This window comes from Providencia sp. CIM-Carb-044 (genome assembly GCF_033901115.1).
Classification (GTDB): domain Bacteria; phylum Pseudomonadota; class Gammaproteobacteria; order Enterobacterales; family Enterobacteriaceae; genus Providencia; species Providencia hangzhouensis.
Genome location: NZ_JAXADV010000004.1, coordinates 197,300 through 211,678, shown reverse-complemented (window position 1 = coordinate 211,678; position 14,379 = coordinate 197,300). Strand labels below are relative to the sequence as shown.

The window sequence follows — 14,379 nt, the reverse complement described above, 5'->3', positions numbered from 1 at the left end:
TCTGTTAAGGCACATTCGTTTGCCCCCAACCACCATGAACATGCAGCTATTATGAAGTTTATCATTAAGTTATTCCCAGAAATTACCATTAAAAGCCAAACTGTTAGGCTACGTTTCATTAAAATTTTGACCAGTAATATCCGTAACGTGCTTAAACCACTTGGCGAAGAGATTTCGGTTGTCCGTAATTGGGATAACATTGAAGTGCGTGTGAAGGGGGAAACAAAACACGATGAAATTTGTGACATGCTAGGGCGTATCCCAGGTATTCACCATATTCTCGAAGTGGAAGAAAAACCGTTTACTAGTCTGCATCATATTTACGAAATGACACACGAAGCCTATGGCGAGTCATTAGAAAATAAAACATTCTGTGTGCGGGTGAAACGTCGTGGTAAACATGAGTTTTCATCCATCGATGCTGAACGCTATATCGGTGGTGGGTTAAACCAGCACATTGCATCTGCAAAAGTTAAGCTTAAAGACCCTGACACCACGATTCACTTAGAAATCGAAGATGATAAACTTATCTTAGTTAAAGCACGAATTGAAGGCATTGGTGGTTTCCCTATAGGGACCCAAGAGGATGTGTTGTCACTCATTTCCGGTGGTTTTGATTCAGGTGTCTCGAGCTATATGTTGATGCGCCGTGGCTGTCGTGTTCACTATTGCTTCTTTAATTTAGGCGGAGCTGCACATGAAATTGGTGTGAAGCAAATCGCACATTATTTGTGGAACCGTTTTGGTAGTTCCCATAAAGTCCGTTTTATTGCTGTAAATTTTGAGCCAGTTGTGGCTGAAATTTTAGAAAAAGTGGATGATGGCCAAATGGGCGTTGTGCTCAAACGTATGATGGTAAGAGCGGCATCTAAAGTTGCTGAGCGTTATGGCGTGCAGGCGATTGTCACAGGTGAAGCGTTAGGGCAGGTATCAAGCCAGACTTTAACAAACTTGCGTTTAATTGATAATGCTTCTGATACTCTCGTATTAAGGCCGCTAATTTCCCATGATAAAGAACATATTATTAAGTTAGCTCGCCAAATTGGTACTGAAGATTTCGCAAAAACCATGCCTGAATATTGTGGTGTAATCTCAAAAAGCCCAACAGTTAAAGCGGTGAAAGCGCGGATTGAAGCGGAAGAGGCCAATTTTGATTTTAGTATTTTAGAGTCTGTTGTTGAGCAAGCTCAAAATATAGATATTCGACAAATTGCACAAGAAAGTCTTGAAAAAGTTCCTGAAATTGAAATGGTGAGTGAGCTTTCAATTGAAAATGAAGTGATTTTAGATATTCGTTCAATTGATGAATTCGAAGACAAACCACTGAATGTAGATGGAATGGAAATTAAGCACATTCCATTCTATAAGTTGAGCACGCAATTTGGTGACTTACCAAAAGATAAAACCTATTTATTATATTGTGACCGTGGGGTAATGAGCCGCTTGCAAGCGCTATACCTAAAAGAACAAGGTTATGAAAATATAAAGGTTTATCGCCCATAACTTAAAACAGGGTGCTTGTATCACCAACTCACGATCAGAGAGAAATGTGGGGGAAATTTCCCCCACAAGACTAGTTATCGCAGGATAACGTAGCTTGAACCAGCGTGTTTCCGCTGCTGATACTGAAAGAGCACAGTCTTTCTTGCATCAATAACGAAAAACACAATACCGTCAGACACACGGTAACTAGCCCCGGAAGGGCAATTTTGGCCATTCCTCTTGACTCCTTTTCTAAAAGGAGACAGAATCCAATTGTGTGAGTTGGAGACTGCCTCGGATTAAGATTAACATCTAAATTCGGGGCTTTCGTCTTTTTGGCTCTCACTAATGCTTGAACCAAATGATCCAAGCACCCGCGGCAATCATAGCAAAAAATCACTCTAAACAAATGTTTTTATCGTTCATTATTGAAAATAAAATATTTAAATTCAGTTGGTTATAATGGTTTCGATATCATTGATATTAATATGATTACTGATGCAACTGAAATAGAAATGACAAAGTGAGCTGAATAAAAATAAGTAGAGAATAAAAACAGAGTGCTTGTATCACCAACTCACAATCAGAGAGAAATGTGGGGGAAATTTCCCCCACAAGACTAGTTATCGCAGGATAACGTAGCTTGAACCAGCGTGTTTCCGCTGCTGATGCTAAAAGAGCATAGCCTTTCTTGCATCAATAACGAAAAACACAATACCGTCAGACACACGGTAACTAGCCCCAGAAGGGCAATTTTGGCCATTCCTCTTGACTCCTTTTCTAAAAGGAGACAGAATCAAATTGTTGTGTGTTTGAGACTGCCTCGGATTAAGATTAACATCTAAATTCGGGGCTTTCGTCTTTTTGGCTCTCACTAATGCTTGAACCAAAATGATCCAAGCACCCGCGGCAATCATAGCAAAAAAGTACTCTAAACACAGATTTTTTACTATTTAATTTTTATTATTCAATAAGTTAAGTTTTATTTCTAATTCGTTTTTTATAATGAGTTTTATATTTAATCTTCTAAATAATCGTTAATACCATTAGGTAAAACGAGTTGAGCGGCAACTTGGGCCGCAGTCTTTCGGCCTACCAATAATTCAATTAACTTTAATGCAAAGTCAAAAGAAGTGGCGGGCCCTTGGCTAGTTAATAGATTGACACGTTCATCAAAGTAAACTCGGCGATCGACCCATTTATGAGCTGCGATTTTATCTTTCATTGATGGAAAACAGGTCATATTACCTAGTGGAAACAATTGGTGATATTCAAGTACAAGCGCTGGTGCTGCACAAATAGCTGCTACGATTTTACCATCAAGATGCATACGGCGAACTTTTTCAACCACCAGTGGGCTATCGCGGAACGTTTCTGCTCCCGCCATACCACCAGGCAGCACAATGGCATCAAAAGGTTCATCAGCGACTTTAATCAACGGAGTATCGGCAATAATTTTTAGGCCTCGTGAGGCTGTAATGGTTAAAGAGCCATCTTCAGTCACACTCGCTAAGGTCACATCGATACCTGCTCTAACTAATAAATCAGCAGTAATAGTAAATTCAATTTCTTCACTCCCATGAGCGATGCAAACTAGAGCGGAAGTCGTCATATTGTTGTTCTCTATTTTTGACTAAATGATAAAGGCGATCGTTTTCAGGTGTACTGATCCCATGAGCTCGTGCTTGTTTGATTAAAAAGCCAGTGATGTAATCAATCTCTGTACGGCGATTATTTCGCATATCTTGTAACATAGAGGAATAGTTATCAGCGGTATTATTGATAATGCCGTAAATATACTCAGTCAGTTCTGCTTTATCCGTATGCAGCCCTTCTGCCGCCATAACATGACATATTTCATCAATGATCTGAGATATCTGTATGGAATGTTGGATTAATTCACCATTTTTACAGGTATGTTCGACGGTAAGGGGGTTAATGACACAGTTCACAATCAATTTACGCCAGCAAGTGGTTAAAATATTATTATGCCAAGCCACATCAGGTAAGGCTTCATGCAAGATATCTGCTATTGGGTAGTAAGCTTGTGCTTGGGAATTGATAGCGCCGATATGTGTGATGCCATTTGCGACATGAAATACTTGGTTATTTTCTTGCCAAGCTGCATGGGTTGTGACGCCCGCTAAGATAGGATGACGTAAAGGCGCCAGCTCTTCAATCGTCCCCATACCATTATGCAGTAATAGAATAGGCGTATTTTCTGGGATAGTATTAATTAAAGGTAATAAAGCGTCAGAAACTTGCCATGCTTTTAAACAAACAATGATCAACTCACTGGTTTGCAAGTGGTTAATATTATTACAGGGAATCAGCTCTCGGAAACTACGCCCATCAGGTTCATTAACATCGACGAATAAATCAGACTGTGCAACACGTAGCCAACCTTGTATGTCATGCCCTTGTATTGCAAGTGAAGCAAGCCACAGTTTACCTATCGCACCACAACCAATTAGAGTTATTTTCATTGTTTCCCCTTTGAAAATGGGACTTTAACGTCTTATAAGGTAAGGCGGAAGTGATCTCTTATCATTATAACCTTTTACGATACGAAGTTGTAGTTAACGAAGTATCACAGACCTTGATAACTTGAAGTGATGTGAATAAAAACGTTATCATGCGCACAGTCTAAAAATTATCAGTGAGGTTCTAGCTATGCCATCATTTGACATTGTATCTGAAGTGGAAATGAATGAAGTACGTAATGCGGTGGAAAATGCGCAGCGTGAGTTAACCAGCCGTTGGGATTTTAAAAATGTTGAAGCTAGTTTTGAGCTAAATGACAAAAATGAATCAGTTAAAATCACTAGCGAGTCTGATTTCCAAGTACTCCAGTTAGTTGATATCTTAAGAGAAAAAATGGCAAAACGCGGTATTGATGGTGCTGTATTGAATGTGCCAGAAGATATTGTTCATAGTGGAAAAACCTATAGCGTTGAAGTTACGTTCAAGCAAGGTATTGATGCTGCAACTGCTAAAAAAATCGTTAAATTAATTAAAGACAGTAAACTGAAAGTCCAAGCACAAGTTCAAGGTGACCAAGTACGTGTGACGGGCAAAGCCCGTGATGATTTACAATCGGTTATGGCATTAGTACGTGGCGGGAACTTAGGCCAACCTTTTCAATTTAATAACTTCCGCGATTAGTTATTTTTCAAGCATTCATTTAAAGCCCTCGATAGCGGGCTCAGACTGCTGACAAACATATTATGTTTGGCGGCAAGTCTAATAGGTTTTGAAAATAAACTAGGAAAATCAATTTATTGATTTTCGGCTGATAACACAAAGCGGGAAAAACCACGCTTTTATCCTGCTTTGTCAACAACCTCAGCCCGCGATAGCGGGCTGATTTTTACTGATTTATTAATGCTTCAAGTTGCTCTCGATTGATGATTTTTCTATCAACTTTAACATAAGCACTAAATTCCTCGTCAACGACAAGCGCTTCCATCACCCCTTCTTGAGCTTGTAATTTTTTCTCAAGAGCTCTTGTATCTCCAATATGGTTGGGTAATTCAATACGAATACTGCTGACATAAGGAGGCTGCTGCATTGTCAGGCTAATGATAAACCAGATAATGGTCAAAATTAAACCACCAATAAAAACGGTACTAGCTCCTTCAAAACTGTATAACCACCCACCAACAATACCCCCGATGGCAACGCCTAAAAACTGGCTAGTGGAGTAAACGCCCATGGCAGTTCCTTTATAGCCCGCAGGTGCCTCTTTGCTTATGAGTGACGGTAAAATGGCTTCCATGATATTGAAAGCGATAAAAAACAGTTGAATACCTAAGAAAATCACCCATAAGTGACTACCAGAAAACCATAAGGTAATTTCGGCCAATGCTAAAACGGCAATACAGAATAAGAAGACTTGTTTCATTTTGCGGTATTTTTCCGCATAAATAATGAACGGAAGTACGGTGACAAAAGCAATTAACATCGTGACTAAATAGGCTTTCCAATGGTCTTTCGCTAAAAAGCCAGAGTCAGTCATGATAAGAGGCAGAGCAACAAAACTGGACATCAGTAGGGTGTGTAAGCTGAGGATCCCTATATTTAATTTGAGTAATTGGGGGTGCATTAAAACCGTTTTTAAATTACCTTGCACAAATGCAGACTCACGATTTAAGACATGAGTATTAGTATTAGGAACAACAAAAACAGTCACTGCAATAGCACCAACTGCAAGTAGCGCTATCCCCCAAAATAAGCCACTTAAACCAACCCAATTAGCGATAATTGGGCCAAGTACGAGGGCGATAGCAAAAGTTAAACCGAAACTAATACCTAAAAATGCCATGGCTTTAGTGCGATTTTGCTCTCGAGTTAGGTCAGAAAGTAATGCCATGACGGCAGCAGAAATTGCTCCGGCGCCTTGTAAAGCCCGACCAATAATAATTCCCCAAATAGAATCGCTTAATGCTGCAACGATACTTCCGATAATAAAAATAACTAACCCAATAATAATTAAAGGTTTCCTACCAATCTTATCTGACATTAAACCAAAAGGGATTTGAAAAACGGCTTGGCTAAGGCCATAGATACCAATAGCAACACCCACTAAGAACTCGCTAGCACCTTGTAAATGCATCCCATAGCTGGTCAAAATAGGTAATACCATAAACATTCCAAGCATTCGCAAGGAGAAAACGGAGCCTAATCCCCAAGTGGATCTAAGCTCTGCGGATGTCATTTTGTTATCATTCATTTTTATTCTTCATATTTCGTGCTGTAGCGGTGTTGACTTCTCTCAGCTAGTTAGGTCACACATTAATAAATACAACAAGTTGAATAAATACGTATATGTTGTGGCAATATGTTTTTAATCTCAACCTATTAGCATTTTTAATAGTGCATTTGATATCTAGCTTATCAATAGCAAGCGGCTATTTAACCATAAAATAGATTCATAAGGATAGGCAGAATAAGTAAAAGTGAGTTGTAAAAGCAGTTAGAGACAAATAAAAACGGCGGGGAAGGCCCGCCGTTTAGACATCGTTATCATCAGTAAACAGATAAGTTATCTGACGAGAGCTATAACAGTATCGCTTGAAACGATAGGGTCAACTGACATCATTACGCTCAATGAAGTAATCGCTACGATTGAGAAAATGAACAGTTTTCTTGCCCAGACCCGGTCGTCATTTTCGGTTTTGAAGCCCGAAATTGCCATACCTAGCCACCATAAGCTGACTGCTGCACCTACGATGAGGTACTTATAGCCCGCGTATCCACTGATAGCTAACATTAATGTTGCGACCATAAACGCTAGGATATACAGGAAGATGTGCGTTTTCGCGACGGAAATTCCTTTAATAACCGGTAACACAGGAATGTTTGCGGCTTTGTAATCCTTAAAGCGGAAGATAGCAATGGCATAAGAATGAGGCATTTGCCACAAACTGAATATCAATAATAGGATAAGTGCACCCATATCGAATTCATTTGTAACAGCGCAGTAACCGATAACTGGTGGTGCCGCGCCTGAAAGACTGCCAATCAGTGTGCCATAAACGGATTTACGTTTCATATATAGGCTATAAATACCTACATAAACAATGAAACCGATAACTGCAAGCAGCATTGCCAGAGCATTGGCTGCTACAAGTAGCAGTACCATACCAGCAATACCTAATGCAGCAGCGTAAATCAGGCTAACTTTCGGATCAATCAACCCTTTAACTAAAGGGCGATTCTTCGTTCTTTCCATGATACGGTCGATATCACGGTCGATGTAGTTGTTAAAAACACAACCAGAAGCCACGACCAGTGATACACCCAGCAAAGTCGCAACGAACAGTGGATAATCAATTGACCCTTTTGAAGCCAATAAAAAACCACCGATCACAGAAATCAAGTTTCCGAATATAATTCCTGGTTTGGTCACTTGCAGGTATTGCTTAAACATATCGGCAACTCTTTAGTCGAGCATCATATTGATGTTCAGGTTGTACATAATCCACAGTGAGCCAATGACCACAATGCCAACAATAAGCATGGTGAACAGGAAGGCAACTAAATTCCAACGCTCATCTGATGATGTATTCATATGTAAGAAACAAACCAAATGAACCAGAATTTGCACAACCGCCATGCCTACAACAGTCCAAAGGATTGCTGAAGTTGACGCTGTACCTTCCATCACCATCCAGAAAGGGATCACTGTCAGGATAACTGATAGGATAAAGCCAATCAGGTATGTTTTAACGCTACCGTGGCTTGCTCCAGTGTGAGCATCTTTTGCATGACTCATTTAAATAGCCCCCAGAAGATAAACAACGGTAAATACACAAATCCAAACAACGTCTAAGAAGTGCCAGAACAAACTTAGGCAGTTTAAACGTGTTTTATTTACATCAGTCAGGCCACGGCGAGTGACTTGGATCATCATGATAATAATCCAGATCAGGCCCGCAGTTACGTGTAGACCGTGAGTCGCAACGAGTGCGAAGAAGCCAGATAAGAAACCGCTACGGTCAGGACCAAAGCCTTCTGCAATCAATTCATGGAACTCATAGATTTCCATGATGACGAAGCCAAGACCTAACAGGAACGTTGCAAATAGCCATAAGTTAACAGCAGCTATCTTACCTTTGTGCATCGCTATCATTGCGAAGCCGTAAGTGATACTACTCACTAACAGTAAGAAGGTTTCGCCTAATACGAACTTCAGACTGAAGATATCTTTACCAGCAGGACCGCCAGCAGTTCCATCGGCCAAAACAACATAGGTAGCAAACAAACAAGCAAACAGGATCAAGTCGCTCATAATATAGAGCCAGAAACCGAATACTTTTGTTCCACCTGCATCGTGGTGCCCATGCTCAGCATGGGCGATATTTTGGTTAGTCATTGTATTAGTTGACATCGTTCACACCTGCCTTACGCAATTCTTCAAAGTGCTTATTCTCGATTTCTTCGATTTCAGCCACAGGTACGTAGTAATCAACATCTTCGTCGAAGCTTTTTGCAATCCAAGTTACGATCATTCCACCGAAACCAATGATTGCGAGCCACCAGATGTGCCAGATCATTGCGAAACCTAAAACTAAGCTAAATGCAGCGATAATAACGCCTGCGCCTGTGTTTTTCGGCATATGAATTTCTTCATATGAAGTTGGTTTCTTATGAGCAAGGCCTTTCTCTTTCAGATCCCACCATGCATCGCGGGTTTGAACGTGTGGTTCAATCGCAAAGTTATAGAAAGGTGGTGGAGAAGATGTCGCCCACTCAAGTGTACGTCCACCCCATGGGTCACCGGTTAAATCACGGTTTTCATGACGGTCACGGATACTCACAATGATTTGGATAACTTGGCATGCAATACCGATTGCGATTAACGCAGCACCGCCTGCAGCAACAACTAACATTGTGTGGTAAGTCGGGTCAATATTCTGACTTAAACGACGGGTCATACCCATAAAGCCAAGAATGTACAGTGGCATAAAGGCTAAGAAGAAACCGATGATCCAGAACCAGAAGGCACGAACACCCCATTTCTCATTTAGCGTGAAGCCATACGCTTTCGGGAACCAGTAAGTCATACCCGCGAAGCACCCGAATACAACACCACCAATGATAACGTTATGGAAGTGAGCAATCAGGAATAGACTGTTATGCAGAACGAAGTTTGCACCTGGAACAGCAAGCAGAACACCAGTCATACCACCAACAGAGAAGGTGATGATGAAACCGATAGTCCACAGCATAGGTGATTTAAACTCGATACGGCCTTGGTACATGGTAAACAACCAGTTGAAGATCTTAACCCCTGTAGGGATTGCGATAATCATTGTGGCGATACCGAAGAAGGCGTTAACGTTCGCTCCTGAACCCATCGTAAAGAAGTGGTGCAACCAAACGATGAAGGACATAACGGTAATAACGATTGTCGCCCAAACTAATGAGGTATAACCGAATAAACGTTTTTTCGAGAAGGTTGCTGCAACTTCAGAGAATACACCGAACACTGGCAGAACAAGGATATACACCTCAGGGTGACCCCATGCCCAAATCAGGTTGATGTACATCATCATGTTGCCGCCCATATCATTAGTGAAGAAATGGGTACCTAAATAACGGTCTAACGTCAGAAGCGTTAATGTAACAGTTAAGATAGGGAAAGCAGCAACAATCAATACGTTAGTACATAACGCAGCCCAGCTGAATACAGGCATTTTCATCATCGACATACCCGGCGTACGCATACGGATAATAGTCGCGATGAAGTTAACCCCTGTTAATAGTGTACCAATACCGGATATCTGGAGACTCCAGAGCCAGTAATCGACCCCGACCCCAGGGTTGTACTCCAAGCCGGATAATGGCGGATAAGCCAACCAACCAGTTTGTGCGAATTCACCTACCCCTAGAGAGATGTTGATTAACACAACACCAACAACAAAGAACCAGAAGCTCAATGAGTTAAGGAATGGGAACGCAACATCACGTGCACCAATTTGCAGAGGCACAACTAAGTTCATCAGACCAACAACGAATGGAGTTGCCATGAAGAAAATCATGATAACGCCGTGTGCGGTGAAGATTTGGTCATAGTGATGAGGATTCAAGAAACCCTCTTGGCCAGCAGAAGCAAGAACTTGCTGCCCACGCATCATGATAGCATCCGCGAAGCCACGGAATAACATAACCATTGCGACAATGATGTACATGACACCAATTTTCTTATGGTCAACAGAGGTTAACCATTCTTTCCACAACCACTTCCATTTACCAAAGTAAGAAATCACACCTACTAAGCCAAGTCCACCTAGGACAATAGCAATCAGGGTGACAACGATAATCGGCTCATGGAGCGGAATTGCATCTAGTGTTAATTTTCCGAACATGCCCTTATTCCTCAGCGCCAGCAGCATGAGCACTATGGCTCATTTGCATTGAATTGCCTGTAGCATCGTTATGGTCAGTCATTGAATGACTTTGATTTTCTACAGGAGCGTGACCTTTATGGTGCTCATGACCAAACTTCAGAACGATATCTTCATAAAGTTTAGGCTTCACGCTAGAGAAGTAGGTAACAGGAACGTTCATGCTTGGCTTAGCGACTTCGTCGAACGCCTGCATGGTATCCATTGTTTTAGGAGAAGCTTTTACCTTTTGAACCCACTCATCAAAACCTTGACGGTCTGGAGTTGCAATAGCATTGAACTTCATGTCAGAGAAACCGTGGCCACTGTAGCTTGCTGAGAAGCCTTTGTAGGTACCTGGTTCATTAGCGATTAAATGAAGTTTAGTTTGCATACCTGCCATCGCGTAGATTTGGCCACCTAAAGATGGAATGAAGAATGAGTTCATCACCGAATCTGACGTGATTTTGAAGTTAACTGGCACACCTGTAGGGAATGCGATTTCATTAACTGTTGCAATGCCTTGCTCTGGATAAATAAATATCCATTTCCAGTCAGCAGAAATAACTTCAATAGTGACAGGTTCCTGATCACTCACTAATGGCTGATACGGGTCCAGCTCATGTGTTGTCTTCCAAGTGATAGCACCTAGAATAATGATAATGATGATAGGAACGGTCCAGCAGACTAACTCAATTTTATTTGAGTGAGCCCAATTAGGACGGTAGGTTGCTGACGTGTTGGATTCACGGTATTTTCTTGCGAAGATAATCGTCATGAAAATAACAGGAATAACAACAAGTAGCATTAAGCCAATTGCAATAAGAATTAGCTCTTTTTGTTTAACGCCAACGGCGCCTTTTGGATCCATCAACACCATATCGCAACCACCTAGTAGTAAGGCAGCTACAACGAGTGAGATTGCTCCGATGCTTTTTTTGTAGTTCATAAGTCTCATCCACGACCCCAAATGACAAAGATTCTAATTGTCGTTTCATCAGTGCGGGCATTTTACGGTAAGGTTATGCGAGTGTAAATGATTGTAAGGCAAAGAAACTGAATTGTTAGCTCTTTATGTTAATATGATCACATGTAAAGAACTTATAAACAAAAAGTTAAAATTGATACGGATTATAAGTATGTATTGATAAAACTCTATTAATACTAAATTATCTTGGTAATTTTTCAAAGAAAAATATATACAAAAGAAATGAAAAAATAGTGAAACTGATATAAATGATTAGCAATTTGCTAAGGGAAATTACAGTTTTTATTGCCGATAAAGCTATTTTGGTTGCTTTATCGGCTAAATCATAAAGAAAAATTCTTATTTTACTGATAAAAATAAGAAAATAGTTAACTTCTGATGCAATGTTCTATAGTGCGCTAAAAGGTATACTTTAATGTATAAATGATTGCATCTTGGTAGAAAGTATCTCCTAATTTATTATCAGCATAGCGGTATTGTACCCCTGCAGAAACATGGTTTGTTGCATTCCACCAAAAAGCGAGGGCGCCATTTATGCCATTACGCTTATCCCCGTTATAGCGTTTATTCCTCGCGAATTCCATTTCATGCCAGTTTGTTATCATGAAATTTTCTTCGAATACGCTGAAATTATAGCCAGCCACCCAACCTGCTACATATCCATTATTACCTGAATAGAATGTCTGGTCGGTGTAATTAAGAGCAATAAAAGGTTTAAACCATAAATCACCGAATGCAGTGTTATAACCAATACCATATAACGTATTCACATCGTGGAAATTACCACCATACTTGGCTCCAGGTAATGACCAAGTGCCATAAACGTGCCCGTATAGGTTGAAACCAGTATCACCTAAATAAAAGCGGCCTGTTGTTTTAATGGTATAGCGTTTATTTCGTCCTGAATCGGTGTGTTGGCTATGGAATGGGTTTTCGAGATCAAAAAAGCCATATAACTCACCCCAATTAAAATTGGCACCGCCTTCAAGCTCAATATAGGCAAAATCTTTCTTACGTGTCGTGTTTTCTGTTTTGGTTTCAGTACGATGTGACCAATCTAAATAGTTTACATTGACATCAGCAAAGCCATTTTTATAGCCAATAATATTGTCAGAATATGCCGTACCTGCTAGAGAAATTAAGGCGGTCATGTAAATGATTTTTTTCATGTATAGATTATTTTCACTTATTGATTAATGGAATTTAGTAGTGCGTTAGTTATTAACACTTTAGCTAACCAATTTGTAACTTGTGATATATTAGACTTTAAAATTGTAATTAAGAAATATTTTACACACATGAAGTGATCGCAATCACGATATTTAGATGTTATTGCTTTGTTTTGCTATTTAGATCTAATTTATACAAAAGATCAAATTCCCTAAACAAATAAGCTTTGCTTAGGGAATTATGAAAAGAATGAGAAAGAGTATTGGGAGGGTTATTGCTGTACTGTTTTGCGAACGGCGAGGAAATCTAAACTACCACCAATAACTAAGCTGATAGCACCAATGCTAATACCAGTATTAAAAATAAGGTTTTGGTAGTGGGGTAAACTCAGCCAAAATTCAATGTGTGTCGTAAACAGATAAACTTTCATATCACTAAATGAAAATATAAGTAATGAAAGTAGCCAAATAGCAAGGAAGCTAACGGCAGTAATAAGAGCATAAACGGCAATGCGATACCCTTTCGCATACAGCTGACGCCGTTGAAACAACCCTGTTGTTTGTGTGTAGATTAAGGATGTCCGACAAGCTAATAAAAGCAAAACACCAGGGACTGCAACTGCGATCGAAATAAGGTAGAACAGTGGCCAGCCATAATTACTGACAAAAATACTTGCGACTGGGCCAATATAAACACGACCAACGGCGGAAAGAGCAGAAAGAAGTGCAAACTGCGTTGCGGATAGCGACTTATTACATAGTGTCATTAATAGGGCGACAAAAGCGGCGGTTCCCATACCAGAGAAGATATTTTCTAGAAAGATAATCGACCCCATGGTTAAGATATGGGGCGGTGTTATCGCTAAGAACCAATAGCCTATATTAGAGCCGCCTTGTAGAAGCCCAAAAATAAATAGAGCTTTAAATAAGCTCATATTTTTCATGAGATAACCACCAAGTAACGCTCCAACAATAGTTGCAGCCATACCAACAGTTTTATTGACGGTACCCACTTCGCTTAAACTAAAACCAAGAGCATTTAATAGAAAGTTAGTATTAAGCGCCATGACAAAGGCATCACCGAGCTTGTAAAAAACTAACAGTAGTAAGATTAGCCAAGCATTGTTTCGGCTAAAGAATTCAGCGAGTGGTTCGTATATTGCTTTTTTTAGTGATGTTGGTGCAGCGCAGCTTTCTTCGGGTTCTTTCGCGAGTAATGTTGCGATAACGCCGATAATCATCAGCCCTGCCATGACTAAATATAGTTGTTTCCACGTTAAAAACTTATCCGCTAACCAAAGAGCAAGGCCGCCTGAAACTAACATGCTGATCCGGTAACCCATAACTGAGGTTGCAGCACCAATTCCGCGTTCTTCCGCACTCAGTAAATCAGTTTTATAGGCATCAAAAACAATGTCTTGTGATGCTGAACAAAATGCAACAGTAACCGCCAGCGCAGCAAGGTACCACAAATGCTCTGAGGGGTTCATAAAGCCCATAGCGGCAATGCTGATAATCAACAGAATTTGCGTGGTTAATAGCCATCCTCTTCGACGACCAAGAAAGGGCGGAGTATAGCGGTCCATCATTGGGGACCAAAGAAATTTCAACACATAAGCCTGTCCGACTAATGAAAAGAAACCAATAGTTTTAATATCGACATTTTCAACAGTTAGCCAAGCTTGTAATGTACCTGCAGTTAAAGCTAAAGGTAGACCAGAAACAAAGCCTAAAAGGATTAAAGTGATGTTATTTGGTAGAGTAAAACGAGGCATTATTTCCCTCTAAGCCAGTGTGATATTGCTGCAATACATTGCGCTGCAGAGGTATTGGCTGCGCTATGCTACCC

The 14,379-nt window shown here is 40.4% G+C and carries 14 protein-coding genes; 2 read left to right on the top strand and 12 right to left on the bottom strand.

Annotation, left to right across the window (positions count from 1 at the left end; genetic code table 11):
• Window positions 1-51 precede the first annotated feature (51 nt).
• On the top strand, window positions 52-1,503 hold the full coding sequence (thiI, locus tag SJ312_RS10485) for a tRNA uracil 4-sulfurtransferase ThiI (RefSeq protein ID WP_004905472.1): 1,452 nt from the start codon (window positions 52-54) through the stop codon (window positions 1,501-1,503).
• A 70-nt stretch (window positions 1,504-1,573) separates the two neighbouring features.
• Here the strand turns inward: thiI and SJ312_RS10480 are convergent, their stop codons facing one another.
• From SJ312_RS10480 to panE, 4 genes are all read right to left on the bottom strand, one after another.
• Window positions 1,574-1,717 (bottom strand): Hok/Gef family protein, encoded by a 144-nt coding sequence (locus SJ312_RS10480; RefSeq protein WP_004905470.1) that lies wholly within the window; start codon window positions 1,715-1,717, stop codon window positions 1,574-1,576.
• Window positions 1,718-2,101: 384 nt separating this feature from the next.
• Window positions 2,102-2,245, bottom strand: a complete 144-nt coding sequence (locus SJ312_RS10475; RefSeq protein WP_004905468.1) for a Hok/Gef family protein — start codon at window positions 2,243-2,245, stop codon at window positions 2,102-2,104.
• 255 nt (window positions 2,246-2,500) lie between these two features.
• Window positions 2,501-3,094, bottom strand: coding sequence for a protein deglycase YajL (gene yajL, locus SJ312_RS10470; protein ID WP_110592394.1), 594 nt, complete (start codon window positions 3,092-3,094; stop codon window positions 2,501-2,503).
• Complete coding sequence (gene panE / locus SJ312_RS10465; RefSeq protein ID WP_004905466.1) at window positions 3,054-3,968, bottom strand: 2-dehydropantoate 2-reductase; 915 nt, start codon at window positions 3,966-3,968, stop codon at window positions 3,054-3,056. Before panE ends, yajL begins: the two co-directional genes overlap by 41 nt.
• Before the next feature lie 187 nt (window positions 3,969-4,155).
• Here panE and SJ312_RS10460 point away from each other — a divergent pair, with 187 nt between their 5' ends.
• Window positions 4,156-4,647 (top strand): YajQ family cyclic di-GMP-binding protein, encoded by a 492-nt coding sequence (locus SJ312_RS10460; RefSeq protein ID WP_004905465.1) that lies wholly within the window; start codon window positions 4,156-4,158, stop codon window positions 4,645-4,647.
• Window positions 4,648-4,852: 205 nt separating this feature from the next.
• Here the strand turns inward: SJ312_RS10460 and SJ312_RS10455 are convergent, their stop codons facing one another.
• The 8 genes from SJ312_RS10455 to ampG form a co-directional block, all read right to left on the bottom strand.
• Window positions 4,853-6,214, bottom strand: a complete 1,362-nt coding sequence (locus SJ312_RS10455) for an MFS transporter (RefSeq protein ID WP_319867615.1) — start codon at window positions 6,212-6,214, stop codon at window positions 4,853-4,855.
• A 312-nt stretch (window positions 6,215-6,526) separates the two neighbouring features.
• Window positions 6,527-7,414 carry a heme o synthase gene (gene cyoE, locus SJ312_RS10450; protein ID WP_004905461.1) on the bottom strand — a complete coding sequence of 296 codons (888 nt, stop codon included), beginning with the start codon at window positions 7,412-7,414 and terminating at the stop codon, window positions 6,527-6,529.
• Between the two features lie 12 nt (window positions 7,415-7,426).
• Window positions 7,427-7,759 carry a cytochrome o ubiquinol oxidase subunit IV gene (locus SJ312_RS10445; protein ID WP_004905459.1) on the bottom strand — a complete coding sequence of 111 codons (333 nt, stop codon included), beginning with the start codon at window positions 7,757-7,759 and terminating at the stop codon, window positions 7,427-7,429.
• A complete protein-coding gene (locus tag SJ312_RS10440; protein WP_004905456.1) occupies window positions 7,760-8,374 on the bottom strand; it encodes a cytochrome o ubiquinol oxidase subunit III in 615 nt (204 codons plus the stop codon).
• Entirely contained in the window at window positions 8,364-10,355 is a 1,992-nt protein-coding gene (cyoB, locus tag SJ312_RS10435; protein WP_036958554.1) for a cytochrome o ubiquinol oxidase subunit I, read from the bottom strand. Before cyoB ends, SJ312_RS10440 begins: the two co-directional genes overlap by 11 nt.
• A 4-nt stretch (window positions 10,356-10,359) precedes the next feature.
• Window positions 10,360-11,331: a cytochrome o ubiquinol oxidase subunit II gene (gene cyoA / locus SJ312_RS10430; RefSeq protein WP_004905454.1), complete on the bottom strand. Its 972-nt coding sequence runs from the start codon at window positions 11,329-11,331 to the stop codon at window positions 10,360-10,362.
• Between the two features lie 428 nt (window positions 11,332-11,759).
• Entirely contained in the window at window positions 11,760-12,530 is a 771-nt protein-coding gene (locus tag SJ312_RS10425; protein WP_094962140.1) for an outer membrane protein OmpK, read from the bottom strand.
• Between the two features lie 272 nt (window positions 12,531-12,802).
• Entirely contained in the window at window positions 12,803-14,305 is a 1,503-nt protein-coding gene (ampG, locus tag SJ312_RS10420) for a muropeptide MFS transporter AmpG (RefSeq protein ID WP_004905450.1), read from the bottom strand.
• Between the last annotated feature and the right edge of the window lie 74 nt (window positions 14,306-14,379).